Here is an 18,845-nt window from a genome sequence, read left to right on the forward strand (position 1 = left end):
GTACTGTTAGTGTTGTATTATGTTTTAATTAAACTAACACATCAAAAGTAGTCACAAAAGATGGACGAGAGAAAATACTCTTTTGCTGTTCCGCATGTGGATGCGCTGGAGCTTGTCCTTCTGCTTGTACAGGGCGTTTCTTATGAGCGTTTTCGAATGAACGTGATTCTGTCCAGTCTTTAAAGTTTTGCTCTGTTTCCCACATCGTTAAGATGACGTATGTATCGTTACTTAATGGACGTAGAACACGGATTGCTTGGAATCCTGGTTCGTTTTCAATAAGGCCTGCGCGGTTTTTAAAACGGTTTTCAAATACAGGGCGACCTTCGTCTGTGACAGAAATGTTGTTACAAACGATATAGCCAGGTTGTCCTTTAAATTCACCGACAGCATCTAGTACGTCATACTGAAGTGAACCTTCTACAGATTCTTCTGTATTTTCTTTATAAAACATATTTTTTTCATCATTTTTTGCAGTGAAATGTGCTTGTTCTAGAGGTGTTTCGTATGAAATAATAGCCTTCATTTTAATGCCCCCTTAATAGTTTGTTTCTATTATATCAACTCTCTTAAAAAACTTCGAAGATTATATACATAAAGATACTTCTTTTTCAAATAATAAATGTACCATCATTTGGAAAGAAGGACGATGTATGAAGAAAGTAAAGTGGACTTTATTAGGCGGCGTCGCAACGTTCGTAGTAGCGATTGTAATCTATAAACTTATCGTGTTAGCTGGTGGCTATATGATGGATGAAAAGCAGCTCGTTTTCCACTCTTCATCACGTATCGTTGACCAGAAAGGGAAAGAAATTACGAAATTATACGTAGAAAATAGAGAGCTCGTACCAATCGAGCAAATTCCGAAGTATGTGCAGCAGGCGTTTGTTGCGGTGGAAGATTCTCGTTTTTATGAGCATCAAGGGATTGATTATCCGTCTATATTCCGTGCTCTTTATAAAGATACGTTAGCTGGAGAAAAGGTAGAGGGCGGTAGTACCATTACGCAGCAACTCGCTAAAAACGTCTTTTTAACTCGTGAAAAAACATTTACGCGCAAATTGAAGGAAGTCGCAATTTCTCTTCAATTAGAGCAAAAATATACGAAGCAACAAATTCTTGAAATGTATATGAATCATATTTATTTTGGGCATGGGGCTTACGGCATTCAAGCGGCAGCAAAGTTGTATTTTAATAAAAATGTTGAGGATTTAACAGTAGAGGAAGGGGCAATGCTTGCAGGCCTTCCGAAGTCACCAAACGGATATTCACCGTACTATTCTGCAGAGAAGAGTAAGGAACGCCGTGATCTAGTGTTGTCACTTATGCATAAACAAGGCTATTTGACTGCAGAAGAAAGCGTTCGTTATCAAGGGAAGACAATTGCTCTATATAAAAATTTAGATGAGAATGAGCTTGCATATATGCCGTATATTGATATGGTCATAGATGAAGCCGCTCGTTTATACGGATTGTCTCATCAAGAAGTACTTCGCGGAGGATATACGTTTGTCGTACCTATGGATGAAAAGATTCAAAAGGTAGCATATAACCAGTTTCAAGATGCAAGGAATTTCCCTGGGAAAGAAGAGGGGGCGCAAGGTGCTTTCTTATTAATGGATAATCGTACGGGAGGGATTAAAGCGGCGATTGGGGGAAGAAAGTACGTCCCGAGAGGATTTAATCGTGTTTTTGCCAAAAGGCAGCCTGGATCTGTTTTAAAACCACTTATCGTTTATGCACCAGCACTAGAAACGAAAAAGTATAATCCGTATTCTTTATTAACGAATGAAAGAAATTCTTTTGAAGGGTATGAACCTCGAAATTATAATCATGAGTATTCAAAAGAAATGACGATGTATGATGCGATTTTAGAGTCGGCAAATGTACCGGCAGTTTCTTTATTAAATGAGTTAGGGGTAGAAGAAGGAAAGCAATATTTAGAAAAAGGAAATGTTCATATTGCAGATGCTGGTTTAAGTACAGCGCTTGGCGGATTGAAAAATGGCGTTTCAATATTTGATCTTGTAAAAATGTACCGTTCATTTTTAGCAAATGGAAATATTATCGAGCCGCACGTTATTGATAAAGTATTAAACAGACACGGTGCAGTCATTGGGGAATCTCCAAAAGTAGAGACGAAAATCTTCTCGAAGCAGACAGCATGGTATATGACGAAAATGTTAGAAGGAGTTGTGAAGGAAGGAACAGCGAGAGTTGGTGTATATAACGGTGCGTTAGCTGGGAAAACAGGTACAACTTCATTGCCAAATGACGATAAGGGAGCAAGAGATATGTGGTTCGTCGGCTATACACCAAACTTAGTAGGCGCTGTTTGGATTGGTTATGACCGCACGGATAAGGAGCATCAGTTGCAAGGAGAAAGTGCATCTGCGACAAAATTGTTTAAGAAAATTTTAACGAAGGCTAATGTAGAACATAAAGAGAAGTTTATGAAGCCTGAAGGTGTGGAAACAATCGGCGCTCCGATTCGGCTGCGCAAAATTGAAGATGTAAAAATGAAATTATCATTTAGCCCTTTCGGTTTATTTAAAGCAAAATTAAGCTGGACGCCACTTCCAGATAACAGAATTATGTACCGAATCTATAGAGTGGAGAACGGAATTCATACGCATGCTAGCACTGTAAATGGTGCTGGAGAATATGAGGAAAAGTTCGTTAACATATTTTCAAAACCGAGCTTTTACGTTGTACCATATAATACACAAACGAATCGTGAAGGAGAAAAGTCAAAAGTAGCTAAACCATAGTTTTTCTCTGTGTTATAATAAGAATGTTGTGAAAATAGTAAGCGTTTTTAAGAATGTTTGTGTCAATTTAATGAACAACGTACATAATATTATGCATTTTGTTTTTACAAGCTGTATAGTAAAAAAAGATAAATATCGAACGTATTCGAAGCATTGGTAAGGAAGGGAGCAAGGGTCTTGGTAAGAACTATAAATGAGACATTTTTAAAAGCATGTAGGGGGGAACGTACCGATTATGTACCAGCATGGTATATGCGTCAAGCAGGTCGTTCACAGCCGGAATATAGAAAGATTAAAGAAAAGTATTCTTTATTTGAAATTACACACAATCCAGAGTTATGTGCTTACGTTACAAAATTGCCGGTTGATCAGTATAACGTAGACGCAGCAATTCTTTATAAAGATATTATGTCACCACTACCTGCAATTGGTGTGGATGTAGAAATTAAATCAGGTATTGGCCCAGTTATCGATAACCCAATCCGTTCTTTACAAGACGTAGAAAAACTAGGGGAAATCAATCCAGAAGATGACGTACCGTACATACTAGATACAATTCGTTTATTAACGACAGAAATGTTAGACGTACCGTTAATCGGTTTTTCAGGAGCTCCATTTACATTAGCGAGCTATATGATTGAAGGCGGTCCATCTCGTAACTACCATAATACGAAAGCGTTCATGTATGCAGAGCCAAAAGCTTGGTTCGCTTTAATGGATAAACTAGCAGATATGGTTATTACATATTTAAAAGCGCAAATTAACGCAGGAGCAAAAGCAGTTCAAATTTTCGATTCTTGGGTTGGAACAGTAAATGTAGCGGATTATCGCGTATTTATTAAACCAGCAATGGAGCGTATTTTTGCAGAAGTTCGTAAGATGGGTGTTCCAATGATTATGCACGGCGTAGGAGCTGCACACTTAGTGAATGAGTGGCACGACTTACCGCTTGATGTAGTCGGCTTAGATTGGCGCTTACCGATTGAAGAAGCACGTGCACGGGGCGTTCATAAGGCGGTACAAGGTAATATGGACCCTTCATTCTTACTTGCACCATGGTCTGTTATTGAAGAACATGTAAAAGGTATTTTAGATCAAGGGATGAAACAGCCGGGTTATATCTTTAACCTAGGTCACGGTGTATTCCCAGAAGTAAATCCAGATACATTAAAACGTTTAACTACATTTATTCATGAATACTCTAAAGGGCAGTTAGCGAAGTAAAGGAGCATTGCTGTATGAAAAAGAAAATTGGTTTGCTTGTAATGGCATACGGAACGCCATATAAAGAAGAAGATATTGAACGTTACTATACACATATTCGTAGAGGAAGAAAGCCAAGTCCTGAAATGCTGGAAGATTTAACAGAGCGTTACCGTGCAATTGGTGGTATTTCTCCTTTAGCTACTATTACATTAGAGCAAGCTAAGAAGTTAGAGAAGCGTTTAAATGAAGTACAAGATGAAGTAGAGTACCATATGTATCTTGGCTTAAAACATATTGAACCGTTTATTGAAGATGCGGTGAAAGATATGCATAACGACGGAATACAAGATGCAATCGCACTTGTTCTTGCACCTCACTATTCTACGTTTAGCGTGAAATCATACGTTGGACGAGCACAAGAAGAAGCTGAGAAACTTGGAAACTTAACAATTCATGGCATTGATAGCTGGTATAAAGAGCCGAAATTCATCCAGTACTGGGTCGATGCAGTGAAAGGTATATATAACGGTATGTCAGATGCAGAGCGTGAAAAAGCAGTATTAATCGTATCTGCACATAGCTTACCAGAGAAAATTATTGCAATGGGCGATCCATATCCAGATCAATTAAATGAAACAGCGGACTATATCGCGCGCGGAGCTGAAGTAGCAAACTATGCAGTAGGCTGGCAAAGTGCAGGAAACACACCAGATCCTTGGATTGGTCCAGATGTACAAGATTTAACGAGAGAACTAAATGAAAAGCACGGTTATACTTCATTCGTATATGCACCAGTTGGATTTGTTGCGGAACATTTAGAAGTTTTATATGACAACGACTTTGAGTGTAAAGTTGTAACGGATGAAATTGGCGCGAAATATTATCGTCCAGAAATGCCAAATGCATCGGACGCATTTATTGATTGTTTAACAGATGTTGTATTAAAGAAAAAAGAATCTGTACTGTAAGAAGAAGGGGGAGCCTGCTTGAGGAAAAAGGTTGTGATCATCGGCGGAGGCATCACTGGATTAACAGCAATGTATAACTTACAAAAAAATATTCATGAAAAAAACTTGCCGATTGATACATTACTTATAGAAGCATCGGGTAAACTTGGCGGAAAAATTCAAACCGTTCGAAAAGATGGATTTACAATTGAGCGCGGACCAGATTCTTTCTTAGCACGAAAAGAAAGTGCAGCTAGATTAGTGAAAGAATTAGGTCTTGGCGATGAACTTGTAAATAATCAAGCCGGTCAATCATTTATCCTTGTAAACAATCGGTTACATAAAATGCCGAATGGATCAATGATGGGAATTCCAACGCAAATTACGCCGTTTCTATTTTCCGGGCTGTTCTCCCCAATTGGTAAACTAAGAGCTGGCTTTGATTTATTAATGCCGAGGTCAAAGCCAGTATCTGACCAATCACTCGGACAATTTTTCAGACATCGTCTTGGAAACGAAGTGGTTGAAAACTTAATAGAGCCGTTACTATCGGGTATTTATGCAGGGGATATTGATGAAATGAGCTTAATGTCAACATTCCCGCAAATGTATCAAATTGAGCAGAAACATCGCAGTATTTCACTCGGTATGCGTACGCTCGCTCCGAAAGAAGAGAAAGCTGAACCGAAAAAGGGAATGTTCCAAACAGTGAAAACAGGTTTAGAATCTATCGTAAAATCTCTCGAAGCAAAGATGCATGAAGGTACGATAATAAAGGGAACTCGCATTGAAAAAGTTGCGAAACAGGGTGATGGTTATACGATTACTCTTAGTAACGGAAAAGAAATAGAAGCGGACGCCATCGTAGTGGCAACTTCGCATAAAGTATTGCCGTCCATGTTTGCTCAGTACAAGCAGTTTCGTTTCTTCCGTAATATTCCATCCACATCCGTTGCGAATGTGGCACTTGCTTTCCAAAAGTCTGCAATCCAGCGCGATATTAATGGTACAGGATTTGTCGTATCACGAAATAGCGATTACACCATTACAGCATGTACGTGGACGCATAAAAAATGGCCACATACAACGCCAGAAGGAAAAACACTCCTTCGCTGTTACGTTGGACGTGCTGGTGATGAAGCGGTTGTAGAACAAACTGAAGAAGAACTCGTTCAGCTCGTACTAGAAGATTTAAGGAAGACGATGGATATTACAGAGGATCCAGAGTTTACAATCGTAAGTCGCTGGAAAGAAGCGATGCCTCAATATACAGTGGGCCATAACGAGCGAATGAAAAAGCTCACAACATTTATGGAGAAAGAGTTGCCAGGTATATACTTGGCAGGTAGCTCCTATGCTGGTGCTGGACTTCCAGACTGTATGAATCAAGGTGAGGAAGCTGCAAAGCGTGTATTATTTCATTTGGAGAAAGTAATAGATGCTGAATTAATCGCACAATAAATTATAAGAAACGCCTTCAATCATATTGAAGGCGTTTCGTTTATTATATAAAATACTTATTCGCCAATAAACATATATAAGTTATTTGGCTTTATAACAGCATCTCCTGCATAAATAACCCAATCTGTTAAGTTATCAAAATCTAAATGATAACTATTTCCTTCACTCATATCTTCTATAAAATATGGTTCATTGATGAGTATTCCTTGAATCAGGTCTTCTGTAATATGTTGCATTTCAAACCACATATGTTCGCTTTTACCCTCTTCATAGGAAACACCAAACTTAGCGAGAAAACGAAACTCTTCATTGGATTTTTCAATTTGAAAAATGTTGCTGAAATACCCGAAAGTATTTTTCGCATTATAAGCCATACGATCGGTTTCACTATTTGTTTTATAGAACATGAGCCCTGTAGCTTCCTCGTGTTCTTTGAAAAAACTTTCAATATATTCTTCTGAAGTATTAAATTTGAATAAGAGAACGGATGGAGATTGATGGTATTCATCTCGGGCATCCATTCCGCCTAAGAATGTATTTTGTGCATCTATTGGCTGTAATTTCACTTCTTCATCCTCGATTGAAGATAATTGGTCCATACTCGTTTTATGCCCTATATAAGATAATCCTTTCTCCCACGGAACAGCGACTGTATGTATAGAACCTTGCTGACTATGCGCGATAACGATAGGCTCATTCATAGGGACTTGTCCATTCTCAACGGCATTATTAGCAAATGTTTGAAAGAGATCGCCAATGCCGTAGTAGGAAGAAATGCGATTTGGAATAATTAACTCTATTTCAGTTACGCCCGCTCTTAAAAGGCCGTGTGTATGAAACCAATATTGCGTAGGCTCGCCTTCTTTATCGTCTTCATAAACGGAATGAATAACGTATAAGTCAGGAATGTCAGGTAATAATTCATTTTCAACGTGATATTCAATATAGTTTCTAGATATCACTTTCATTGCTGCACTTGAATCGATTACAAATAACAAATCTGGGGCGAGGTTCCATAAAAATTGTATTTGCTGGAAAAAGCAGTCGAGTACATCGCCTACAAATAGCGTACGAGTGAAAATTTCAGTACCGAAAGCCGCATCTTCAAAATTACGATCTACAATTGTAGAATCTTGTCTATTGTACATTTTATATTCTTCTGGGTCATTCGCCTCATCAATATGCAGTTCATACGGTATGATTGTTTCATCCATATGTAACTCAACAATAAGGCTTGTCTCATCACTATAAACAATTTTTAACTCATCAACTTTAGTAGCGATATTTTCTAGCCGTTGTTTTAACTGCTCAATTGTAATTCTAGTTGGTATAACAGCAATCATATCTGAAAAATGACGTTCTAATGTTCCATTCATAGCTGCGCGGTATGTTTCTGTTTGCACTTCCATCCAATCACTCCTATTCAAATGAATCCATTTTACATGCCAATCAAATGTCGATATTTTCTGTTTTCTCTCTCTAACATTATAGAGTGCATTTGTAGAAGGTGTAAAATTATTATTTTGTATTATAGTTTGAAAGCTTGTAAATTAAATAAATCTTTTGTAAAATTTGTCGAAAAATAGTTCTATATAACGAATCATTTGTTATGATAGAAATGCTGAGAAAATATGAAATAGGGAGAGGAAAATGGCTGTGAAGAAATTGTTAAGCGTCTTTTTATCATTCTTGCTATTGCTTTCATTTACTGGAACTTTAGCGCAAGCAGAAGAAACTGCTTCTATGTCAGTAGAAAAAGCAATTCAAGTATTTAAGCAGCAAGGGAAAACGAAGGGGATTGTGGAAGGATATATTGTCGGATATACGCAAAGTTCTTCTAAATATACGAAGGATCCAGCTAAGTTTGATGATACAAACGTAGCAATTGCAGATTCGCCAAACGAAACGAATCCAGACAAAATCATGCCCGTTCAGTTGCCAAAAGGTGATGTGAGAACGGCAGTGAATGTAAAAGATCACCCTGAAAATATCGGGAAGAAAGTTAGTTTGACTGGGACTCTTGAATTATATTTTAGTAACCCAGGTTTAAAATCAGTAACAGCTTATAAGTTTCAAGGTGAAGGACAAAACCGTGTTAGCGATGTAGTAGCTTCACCGAACGGCGGAGAAGTTGCGAAAGGAACAGCGGTAACATTAACGACGAATACAGAAGGTGCAACGATTTACTATACGTTAGATGGCTCTAATCCTACTAATAAAAGTGTTCTTTATAATGGACAAATTATAGTGAATGAAAATAGTGTAGTGAAAGCAATCGCAGAAAAAGAAGGACTTACTTCTTCAGCAATTTCGACATTTTCATTTATTATCGTAAATAATGAACAGGTTCGTATTCATGACATTCAAGGAAAATCACATATGTCTCCTTACAACGGGAAGAAAGTAAACAATGTGGAAGGCGTTGTCACAGCGCTTGATAAAAACGGCTTTTATATAGAAGATAATCAGCCGGATAATGATCCAGCTACTTCAGAAGGTATGTACGTATATAAAAAAGATGCGAATGTAGCAGTAGGAGATCTTATTCAAGTTGATGGAGTAGTAGAAGAATATGTTGGACCAGGATATGCAGAGCGATTTGAAACAGACTTAACGACGACAGAAATTAAGGCGAGTCGCGTTGTTGTAATCGCAAAAGATCAATCTTTGCCAGCACCGATTGTACTTGGGGAAAACGGTGTGAAAATCCCAGACCAGATTATTGATAATGATGCATTCGGTTTATTTGATCCAAATGAAGATGCAATCGACTTTTATGAAAGTATAGAAGGCATGCGTGTTACGATGCCAACACCAAAAGTTATTGCACCTCAGAAAAACGGAAATTTATATGTAACAGTAAAAAATGGTGGAGATAAAATAGTAACACAATATGGCACACCTCTATTAGATGAAAACCAATTAAACCCAGAGCGCCTTTCTGTAAAAGTACCTCGCGATTATGTAGCAAAAGTAGGAGATACTTTCACTGGAGATATAACAGGGGTAGTAGGATATGATTACGGTTCTTTCCGTATTTCGCCAATAACAGAACTGCCAGCTGTAGTGGATGGTGGATTTAAGCAAGTAGGCGCAAATATTCAGCCACGTCTTGATAAGTTAACGGTTGCTACATATAACATTGAAAACTTCTCAGCGAATAAAAAAGAAACAACAGATGAAAAGGTAAAAGCGTTAGCGTATTCTATTAAATACAACTTAAAAATGCCAGATATTATCGGTGTAGAGGAAATGCAAGATAATAACGGATCAATTAATGACGGTACAACAGATGCGTCATTAAGCGCAAAACGTATCATTGATGCAGTGCTAGAAATTCGTGGACCGAAGTATGAGTATGTAGAAATCGCTCCAAACAATAATCAAGACGGAGGAGCACCAGGAGCGAATATTCGCGTCGGCTTCTTCTATAATCCATCACGCGTGAAATTAGCGCCGGTACCAAAGTTACTTGATAAAAATGTTGTTCGTATTGGAGACGAAAATCCATTATTTGAAAGTACACGTAAACCGTTAGCGGCAGAATTTACGTTCCAAGGACAAAACATTGTTGTCGTTGCAAATCACTTAAACTCAAAACTAGGAGATGCAACGCCATTTGGAAAAGTGCAGCCGCTCGTATTAAAAAGTGAAGACAAACGAATTCAGTTAGCACAAGAAGTAAATCATTTCGTGCAAGGAATTCAGAAAAAGAATACGAATGCACCAGTTGTCGTGTTAGGTGATATGAACGATTTCGAATTCTCTAAACCACTAAAAACACTAGAGGGAACAATCTTAAAAGATATGTTAAACACAGTGCCAAAAGAGAATCGTTACACGTACATTCACGAAGGAAATGCACAAGTGTTAGATCATATTTTAGTAACAAATAATATCGCACCACACACAATTGTAGATCCAGTGCACTTAAACTCAAATATAATGAAAGAGCACGGACGTGTAAGCGACCATGACCCAGTACTTGCTCAAATTGATTTGAAGAAAGCTTCTTAAAGAAAGGAACGCTTAGGTGACTAAGCGTTCTTTTTTTGCATCGTTATAGAATAGTATAAAGAGATGATTCCTTTTTTTGTAATCTAATGATAAAATTGATTGAATATTTAGTTTTTTAATAAGGAGGACAACAATGCAGTTACAAATAAATGGAAAGGTAATGAATCAGTTTGCAATCTTTTTTAGTACGATCGTCATGCTTCAGTTTGTAGCTGATATAACAGGACTTACAAGCAATCTAGATATTACGTATAACTTAATACATACAGCAACTTCTTATATAACATTTAGTTTGGCGGTTATTTTCACTTTAATAGGTGCAAGAAGAGAATTAAGTAAATATGCAATTGTTTCATTATGTTTAGTGGTAGGTATTAAAGCGATTTATTTTGTAGCGGTCGTTATTTTATGGGGATTGGCTGGTACACCGTAAGTGAATAGTAAATAAAACCCTAATTTCCAATATAGTAAGGAAATTAGGGTTTTATTATACTTGAAACGCCTTTCTACACCGCTCTCTTTTTTGCAACCTTCTTCTATATTTTTTTCTATCACGTTTTACTCCTTGTATATACATGATTAAGCTAACGAGGAGGAAGAAGGCACATTGTATTGTCAAAATATATGGTGACATGCCATGCAGCGGCTGCCTTGGATCATATAAATGAATAGGTGCTCCGCCTATTGTAGGGAGTACCGTATTTAGCAGGACGTAAGGAATAGAGGTAGTTGCAAATGGAAATAGAAGCGCCATATAGTCCTTTTGGGACCATGCAGATGCAGCAAGTCCTAAAAGAGCCATCAAACCTGCAAATAAAAAATTAATTCCGATATATACAGCAATGTAAGTGATGGGAGAAGTTTCATATAAGTTTGCGAACATCCCGTTATCATTTATAATGCCTGAACCAGCCGTTGGTACTCCGTCTGGAATGGTTAATTTGCAAAATAATAACGATAAGATGAATGGAAATGTATAAAGAAGTCCGCCGCAAAAAAATGTAACGATATATTTCGTTACTGAATAAGAAAATAAAGAAATTTCTTTACTGACAAACGGTTTAAAACCATCGGACTTATCCGAGTTATAACTTGTACTAAAGGGAAGACTTGCAATAACTGGCATTAATAATAAATAAACATCCATTTCATTTCCACGAAATCCAATCCATTTAATATCCGTCGATATAGGTCCATTCGCAGCGTCTCCTAAATAACGAATTACATAATAATAATGATAAATACAAATAAGAACAAATCCACTAAACATAATAATTAAAGAAACACGATTACAAAAAGCTTGCTTTATATTTAAACGAAGCGCACGCATCATGACTGAAAAAGCCTCCACTATTTTGATAAACTTGTCTATTTTCTATATTACTATTAATTGTAAAGATTTTCTTGTTTTTTTTATTTGATTATTTGAAAAAGAGGAATTTTGTTGTTGTGAAGGAAGGTTTAGCTGAAATTAATTTTTCTAAAATATGGTTGACAATTAAGTATTACATTTGTAATCTTAATTGTAGATTACAAATGTAATACTTAGGAGTGAAACATACGATGACAAATCAATTACCTAAAATATCTGAAGCGGAATTAGAAATTATGAAAGTACTTTGGTCGAGTTCTCCGCAAACAGCGAATGAAATTATAGAAGAACTGGAAGATGCAATGGACTGGAAACCGAAAACAATCCGCACATTAATTAATCGATTAGTACAAAAGGAAGCCGTTTCTTACCATCAAGATAAAGGGCGTATGTACGCTTATTATCCGTTAGTATCACAACATAATTATTTGCAAGTGGAAACGAAATCTTTACTAAAACGTTTTTGCGGTGCAGCGTTTAAGCCATTACTTGTTAATTTCTTAAAAGAGGAGAAATTATCTTCAGAAGATATTAATGAATTAAAACGCATTTTAGATGAGAAGACAGAGGAGAATAAGAGGAAGGATCGATAAAAATGATAAACACGCTTATAAATGTATACCTTCCTCATTTTTTTGATTGGCTTATAGAAACGTCACTTATGGCTAGCATATTAGTCGGATTTATTTTATGTATAAAAGTGCTATTTAGAAATAAATTAACCCCCCGGTGGCAATATATGCTGTGGATCGTATTAATGATAAGACTCCTTTTACCGTGGTCGCCAGATAGCTCTTATAGCATTTACTCATTACTTTCTTATAGTTCTAGCGTATCGGAAGTTATTCCAAAAAATATGCCGGCTACTGAGAATATAGTAAACATAGAAAGCGAACGAAAAGTGGAATTGAAATCAAATTCTAAAATGGTAACAAAAACTAGCGAACCGGAAGTAAAAGTCAGTTCGGAAAAACAGACTACATTTTCTTTATACAAACTTGCTTTGTATGTTTGGATAGCTGGGTTAATCATATTAGCGGTCATCACGTTTCTTACAAATAGCCGTTTATATTCTTACATAAAGAAACAACCGGATATTACGGATGAACAGGCCATTACAGTGTTTAATCGCTGTAAGCAATCTATGAAAATGAAGAAGGCGGTTTCGTTACGTCTAGCGGGAAAGATTGCGAGCCCAACTGTGTTTAGTTTCTTTCGTCCGAAAGTATTACTATCAAAAAAACATATGAAAGTATTAAATGAGCAACAATTACAATATGTCTTTTACCATGAGTTAGCTCATATTAAGAGAAACGATGTAGCTGTAAATTGGATTATGTACAGTTTAATCCTATTAAATTGGTTCAATCCGATTCTTTGGTACGCCTATTTTTGTATGCGAGAAGATCAAGAATTAGCCTGTGATGCATATGCACTTACTTTTATAGATAAAGAGGAACAAATTGCATACGGACATACAATTATTACCCTTCTAGAACACTATTCCTATCAAGTACCAAGCCTAGCAAATTTAAGTAGAAATAAACGAACACTAAAAAGGAGAATCGTTATGATTAAAAAATTCCAAAAGAAATCGTATCGCCTTTCTTTACTTGGAGTGATTGCGATAGCAGCTATAGCAGGCGGATTTTTATTAAATGCAAGGATAACTGAGGGAGATGAAAGACAGGAAGAAAAGATTGTAGAAAAAAAGCAACATAAAGCGGCTTTTGAAGAAGCGATAGAAACAGTATTAGGTACACCAGAGAATGCAAGTAGAGAATGGGGTATGTCGATAAAGTCATATAAAATGAATACAGATTTTTTGTATTTGGCAGAAAAGAATTTTACGAAAGAAGAATTTGAGCAGTATGTTCAATTATTTAAGGAAGCGCAAGAAATTCATAAGAAAGCAATGGTTAAGAAAAATGTGCCTGAGAATTATGATGGAGATACAAAGGAATATAAACCTGAACGCTTGAAGAAAGCTGATCAAGAAAGACTAGCTACTATTGAGAAGACATTAAAGCCGCTTGAAGATAAGCTGGAGAAGTCTTTAACATATACTATAGAAGAAGCAAAAGAACATGTACCGTATCAAATTAAGCAGCCGACTTATATACCAGAAGGTTATGAGCTAAAGAGAGAATGGGCTGACTCATATTTTGGAAGAGATGTAGAATTAGTTATTAAATCAGAATATACAAAAGGGAAATATGGTTTTACGATTTATCAGTCAAGGATGTATATGGATGGTAATGGTAATGGTGGTAAGGATCCACTACACTATATGATGCCTGGAGAAGAGAATTTAGAAAGTTATAGTTTAGACGGGAAAGGAATGGTCTATAATAAATCTTCTCATGGAGAGGGGAAGTTAAGAGGCCTTAAAATGTTTGTACCAGCACAAGGTAAGAATAGTGATTATCAAATTGTCATAGTGAATGATATTTTTACAAGAGATACAAAGATATACGAAGAGATAATCGATGATGAGCTAACTAAGAAAGAAATGGAGAAAATATTACTTTCTATGTCAAAATAATAGACAGTGTTCTTAAACCTTTGGTTTTAAGAACACTGTCTATTTTATTAAATTTCTAGTGGGATCTAGTCAGCAATTATTTACGAATATATTCTAGCTTTCCATACAAGTATACTTTTTGATAAACTATGGACAGTATGATATACACTGACTGGAATTTTTTTATACTGGAAATAATAAAAAGAGAACTTGTATAGAATGTAAGCGTGTGGTAATATCAAAGATGTACTGATTGACTATATTATCCAATTGGTCATTTTTGGAGGTGACAATGTGGCGATAGATCGAAAACGTTCTATTATTGAAGCTGCAACAAAGTCTTTTTCAGCGTTCGGTTATAAAGCAACAACGATGGATCAAGTAGCGAAGTTAGCGAATGTAGGAAAAGGAACGATTTATACTTTTTTCAAAAATAAAGAAGAGCTATTTGGTGAAATTATTTCTAATTTAATTACAGAAATGAAGCAAGTTGCAGAAAGTGCAATTCGTTCAGATGTTTCATTTTTTGAAAATGTACATAGAGCATTATATAGCATCTTGGAATTTAGAAAAGAACATCAGCTCATGATTAAATTAATTCAAGAAGAGCGCGATATGGGAACGAAAGAAGTACAAGAAGTTATGCAACAAGTTGATGTGGAAATCGTTTCTGTTATTCAATCGTATTTAAAGATTGCGATTGAAAAAGGTGAAATTAGCAAATGTGATCCAGAAATTACAGCATTTATTATGCTGCGTCTATATGTATCGCTTATTTTTGATTGGGAAAAAAATCACGAACCGCTAGAAAAAGAAAAAATTGCAGAGTTATTTGAACTTTATTTATTAAAAGGATTGTCAAACTAAGATAATCCTTTTAATTTTATAAAAAATGACCAAATGAACAATGCGGTCATATATTTAAGTTAAGGGGGGATATAGAAAAATTATAATCATAATAAGAAAAAGTTGCATAGTAATAAATTCAGGGATAAGGCATATGTATGAACAAGTATAGCCTTTTTGTTTGGGTAAAAATGACTATATGAACATTTTGGTCATTTTATAAAAAGGGGGAGAAATTATGAAAGGGAATCAGTTACTTCGGAAAGAGTTCACGGAAATTATAAAAAGTAAAAAAATATTAATTCCAATTATTGCGGTCTTATTCGTACCGATTTTATATGCAGGGATGTTTTTGTGGGCCTTTTGGGATCCGTATAAACAGTTAGATGACTTACCAGTTGCAGTAGTCAATTTAGATAAAGGCGCAGTATTTGATGGGAAACCAATTGAGGTCGGAAAAGGGCTCGTTGATAATTTAAAAGATAATAAAAGTTTTAAATGGGAGTTCGTAAGTGAAAAAGAAGCGAAGAAAGGAATGGAAGGTAGAAAGTATTACATGTTAGTGCGCATTCCAGATGACTTCTCAAGTAACGCTACAACGTTACTAAAAGACAATCCAAAGCCATTAAACTTAGAGTACATTCCAAATGAAAGTTTAAACTTCTTATCTTCACAAATTGGAGGAACAGCCATTGAAAAGATTAAAACTGAAGTATCAAGCACGTTAACGAAAACATATGCAGAGAAAATGTTCGATTCTATTAAAGACGTCTCAAAAGGATTAGCAGATGGAGCGGAAGGGGCAAGTAAACTACACGACGGATCAAGTGAATTGCATGATGGTTCAAGTAAAGTGACGGATGGCCTTCATACACTTCAAGGGAAATCAGGGGAGATGAAGGATGGAGTTGGTAGGTTAATAGATGGCTCTGGAAAAGTGACAGATGGCCTTTATACGTTGCAAGGAAAATCAGGGGAAATGACAGTTGGTATTAATAAACTGTTAGATGGCTCAGGTCAGGTAACATCTGGTTTGTATACGTTGCAAGGGAAATCAGGGGAGATGGAAACAGGTATTAATAAATTGTTAGATGGCTCAGGTCAGGTAACAGATGGCTCAAGTAAAGTAACCAATGGTTTAAATGTATTAAACGGTAAAACAGGAGAAATGAAGAGTGGAATTACTGAACTAGTAAATGGAGCAGGGCAGCTTTACGGTGGTTCTAGTCAAGTTAATAGTGGTTTAAATTTACTTGTTAATAAATCGGGTGAGTTACAAAAATGGATAGGAAATCTTTCTGATGGATCAGGGCAATTGTATGGTGGTTTAAAAGAATTAGAGGATAAATCTATTGAATTAAATAATGGCTTGAAAAGTGTGTCTGCAGGCTCTAACAAATTAGAAAAAGGTACAGGCGAACTTTCAAGTGGTTTAGAGAAACTAGATGGTACAAAAAATCAATTAGAAGAAGGCGCACAAAAAATTCAGCAAGGTTTGCAAGATTTAAATAATCAAGTACACAGTGTTGTAACGAATCAATCAAATGAACAGAAATCATCCAATACAGTACAGCAAGTAAATGCAGAGATAAATAAAACAGTGGAAAGCGTTGGGCAACTAAAAGAAGATTCGCTATCTAATGTAGAGAATGCAAATCAAATGACAAAAGATGTTGCAGCTTTGAAAGAACAAATCGCAAGTCTCCCACAAGAATATCAAGATAAGTTAGAACCATTTATAGCAAATGTTAAGAAAAGCACAGAGGCAGTTCAAAAGAAATCAACAGAACTTGTAGGGACAACAAATACAGCAAATAAAAATGTATTAGAGTTAAAAAGTGTAATGAGTGAGGAGAGAGAGGGAGCACAAATAAAGGTATCAAGTCCAGAAAATCTAAATGGTTTAGTAGCTGGTATCGAAAAATTAGCAAAAGAGCAAAATAAATTTCTTGCTAATTTCCAAGGATTTGGTCAAGGATTAGGGGTAGCAAAACTTGGAGCAAATAATGTAACAGAGGGAAGTAAAGAATTAAATGTTGGTGTTAGCAAATTGGCTGAAAATGGGCCGAAGCTTGTAAGTGGAGTTAATGAATTGAAAAATGGTGCAGGTAAGCTAAGTGGTGGCTTAGGTGAATTATCTACAGGATCCAATCAATTAATTACAGGTGTAAATCAATTAGCGGATGGCTCTGGAAAAGTGACAAATGGTTTAGAAAAACTAAATGGTGGTTTAGGTGAATTATCTATCGGCGCCAATCAAATGGCAGTGGGGATAAATCAGTTAGCAGGGGGAGCTAGTCAAGTCACAGAAGGCTCCGGCCAAGTAACAACAGGCTTAGGCACATTATCAGGGGGAACAGGTCAACTAGTTGATGGAGTAAACAAGTTAGCAAACGGTTCCGGTCAAGTAACAACAGGCTTAGGCACATTATCAGGAGGAACAGGTCAATTAGTTGATGGAGTAAACAAGTTAGCAAACGGTTCCGGTCAAGTAACAACAGGCTTAGGCACATTATCAAATGGCTCAACCCAGCTAATCGACGGAGTAAATAAACTAGCAGACGGATCAGGAAAAGTAACTGATGGACTAGTGAAAGTAAACGATGGTTCAAGTGAACTTGCAGAGAAACTTGGCGAAGGAGCAGAAAAAACTGGTGAAGTAAAAGGGACGGATAAAACGTATGATATGTTTGCAAGTCCTGTAAAAGTGAAGACGGAGAAAATGGCGGAAGTTCCTAACTACGGAACTGGATTTACGCCGTATTTCCTATCACTCGGTTTATTCGTTGGGGCATTACTATTATCAATCGTATATCCATTACGTGATACAGTAGGAGTTCCAAAATCAGGATTTAGTTGGTTTATTAGTAAGTTCGGTGTTTTACTATCAGTTGGTATTATTCAAGCGATAGTAGCAGATGTTATATTACTGTTCGGATTGGGTGTAGAAGTACAAAGCATTCCATACTTCATACTCTTTAGTATCATTACAAGTTTAGCATTTATCGCATTAATTCAATGTTTAGTAACAGCATTCGGTGATGCAGGCCGTTTTATTGCCATTATCACATTAATTATGCAGCTTACAACGAGTGCCGGAACATTCCCGCTAGAATTGATTCCGAAGTTTTTACAACCATTCAATGCTTGGTTACCGATGACATACTCTGTATCAGGATTGAAAGCAGTCGTATCGAGTGGAGACTTTGACTTCATGTGGCAAAACATAGGAATGCTCATGATCTTTATCGTTGTATTATCACTTGGAACGATCGCTTCCTTAACTTTGATGCACAAACGACAATTTAAAAATGTTGCTGAAAATCAATCGGTTGAAGCGTAGATAAAAGCACCTTTTTGGTGCTTTTTTATTTTAATAGAGGGCACATCTTTTCCTTAGTTCATCTATAAATCTTTCTAAAAGCTATAAAAACGAAAGAAAAGGAATTACAACAATTTACAGAGAAACATAGGGTAGAGGAGTTGATATGATGAAAGGCAATCTTACTTATTATTTTATCGTAAATCCGCTAATAATCTTTCTTGTTTATGCCCTTTCACCTATATTGTTTGATAAAGAAGTATATACAAGTATGAAAGATGCATTTGGAATACTTACGTTCTATTATGTGTTAATGGGTGGATATTACTTTATTGATATTTTAAGTGAAAAGATAAAGAAAAAAAGTGATGGAGGATAA

The 18,845-nt window shown here is 36.2% G+C and carries 14 protein-coding genes; 11 read left to right on the forward strand and 3 right to left on the reverse strand.

The genetic code is table 11. From position 1 onward, the window contains the following. Positions 1 to 28: 28 nt before the first annotated feature. Positions 29 to 526: a heme-degrading monooxygenase HmoB gene (hmoB, locus tag BC_RS05335; RefSeq protein ID WP_000644067.1), complete on the reverse strand. Its 498-nt coding sequence runs from the start codon at positions 524 to 526 to the stop codon at positions 29 to 31. 127 nt (positions 527 to 653) lie between these two features. Between hmoB and BC_RS05340 the strand changes: the two genes are divergently transcribed. From BC_RS05340 to hemY, 4 genes are all read left to right on the forward strand, one after another. Next, a complete protein-coding gene (locus BC_RS05340; protein ID WP_000756285.1) occupies positions 654 to 2,771 on the forward strand; it encodes a transglycosylase domain-containing protein in 2,118 nt (705 codons plus the stop codon). A 177-nt stretch (positions 2,772 to 2,948) separates the two neighbouring features. Beyond that, positions 2,949 to 3,995 (forward strand): uroporphyrinogen decarboxylase, encoded by a 1,047-nt coding sequence (gene hemE / locus BC_RS05345; RefSeq protein ID WP_000252605.1) that lies wholly within the window; start codon positions 2,949 to 2,951, stop codon positions 3,993 to 3,995. A gap of 14 nt (positions 3,996 to 4,009) precedes the next feature. Next, positions 4,010 to 4,945: a ferrochelatase gene (gene hemH, locus BC_RS05350; RefSeq protein ID WP_000726775.1), complete on the forward strand. Its 936-nt coding sequence runs from the start codon at positions 4,010 to 4,012 to the stop codon at positions 4,943 to 4,945. Positions 4,946 to 4,963: 18 nt separating this feature from the next. Then, positions 4,964 to 6,385, forward strand: coding sequence for a protoporphyrinogen oxidase (gene hemY, locus BC_RS05355; RefSeq protein ID WP_001228070.1), 1,422 nt, complete (start codon positions 4,964 to 4,966; stop codon positions 6,383 to 6,385). Between the two features lie 56 nt (positions 6,386 to 6,441). Here hemY and BC_RS05360 read toward each other — a convergent pair whose 3' ends face one another. Further along, positions 6,442 to 7,794 (reverse strand): DUF4026 domain-containing protein, encoded by a 1,353-nt coding sequence (locus tag BC_RS05360; protein WP_000453703.1) that lies wholly within the window; start codon positions 7,792 to 7,794, stop codon positions 6,442 to 6,444. 241 nt (positions 7,795 to 8,035) lie between these two features. Between BC_RS05360 and BC_RS05365 the strand changes: the two genes are divergently transcribed. Both BC_RS05365 and BC_RS05370 read left to right on the forward strand, forming a co-directional pair. After that, the gene (locus tag BC_RS05365) at positions 8,036 to 10,402 is read left to right on the forward strand and encodes a DUF6359 domain-containing protein (protein WP_000279277.1); all 2,367 of its coding nucleotides are present in this window, start codon (positions 8,036 to 8,038) and stop codon (positions 10,400 to 10,402) included. 133 nt (positions 10,403 to 10,535) lie between these two features. Next, positions 10,536 to 10,835: a hypothetical protein gene (locus tag BC_RS05370; protein ID WP_001176851.1), complete on the forward strand. Its 300-nt coding sequence runs from the start codon at positions 10,536 to 10,538 to the stop codon at positions 10,833 to 10,835. Between the two features lie 54 nt (positions 10,836 to 10,889). Here the strand turns inward: BC_RS05370 and BC_RS05375 are convergent, their stop codons facing one another. Further along, positions 10,890 to 11,735 carry a membrane protein gene (locus BC_RS05375; protein WP_000984146.1) on the reverse strand — a complete coding sequence of 282 codons (846 nt, stop codon included), beginning with the start codon at positions 11,733 to 11,735 and terminating at the stop codon, positions 10,890 to 10,892. Positions 11,736 to 11,965: 230 nt separating this feature from the next. Between BC_RS05375 and BC_RS05380 the strand changes: the two genes are divergently transcribed. The 5 genes from BC_RS05380 (at position 11,966) to BC_RS05400 (ending at position 18,845) form a co-directional block, all read left to right on the forward strand. Then, entirely contained in the window at positions 11,966 to 12,367 is a 402-nt protein-coding gene (locus BC_RS05380; protein WP_000184510.1) for a BlaI/MecI/CopY family transcriptional regulator, read from the forward strand. Positions 12,368 to 12,369: 2 nt separating this feature from the next. Next, complete coding sequence (locus BC_RS05385) at positions 12,370 to 14,319, forward strand: M56 family metallopeptidase (protein ID WP_011109891.1); 1,950 nt, start codon at positions 12,370 to 12,372, stop codon at positions 14,317 to 14,319. 273 nt (positions 14,320 to 14,592) lie between these two features. Further along, complete coding sequence (locus BC_RS05390; RefSeq protein WP_000963381.1) at positions 14,593 to 15,165, forward strand: TetR/AcrR family transcriptional regulator; 573 nt, start codon at positions 14,593 to 14,595, stop codon at positions 15,163 to 15,165. A gap of 217 nt (positions 15,166 to 15,382) precedes the next feature. Further along, on the forward strand, positions 15,383 to 18,487 hold the full coding sequence (locus tag BC_RS05395; RefSeq protein ID WP_000678077.1) for a YhgE/Pip family protein: 3,105 nt from the start codon (positions 15,383 to 15,385) through the stop codon (positions 18,485 to 18,487). Between the two features lie 145 nt (positions 18,488 to 18,632). Then, positions 18,633 to 18,845 (forward strand): hypothetical protein, encoded by a 213-nt coding sequence (locus tag BC_RS05400; protein ID WP_001986098.1) that lies wholly within the window; start codon positions 18,633 to 18,635, stop codon positions 18,843 to 18,845.

Source organism: Bacillus cereus ATCC 14579 (genome assembly GCF_000007825.1).
GTDB classification, from domain to species: Bacteria; Bacillota; Bacilli; order Bacillales; family Bacillaceae_G; genus Bacillus_A; species Bacillus_A cereus.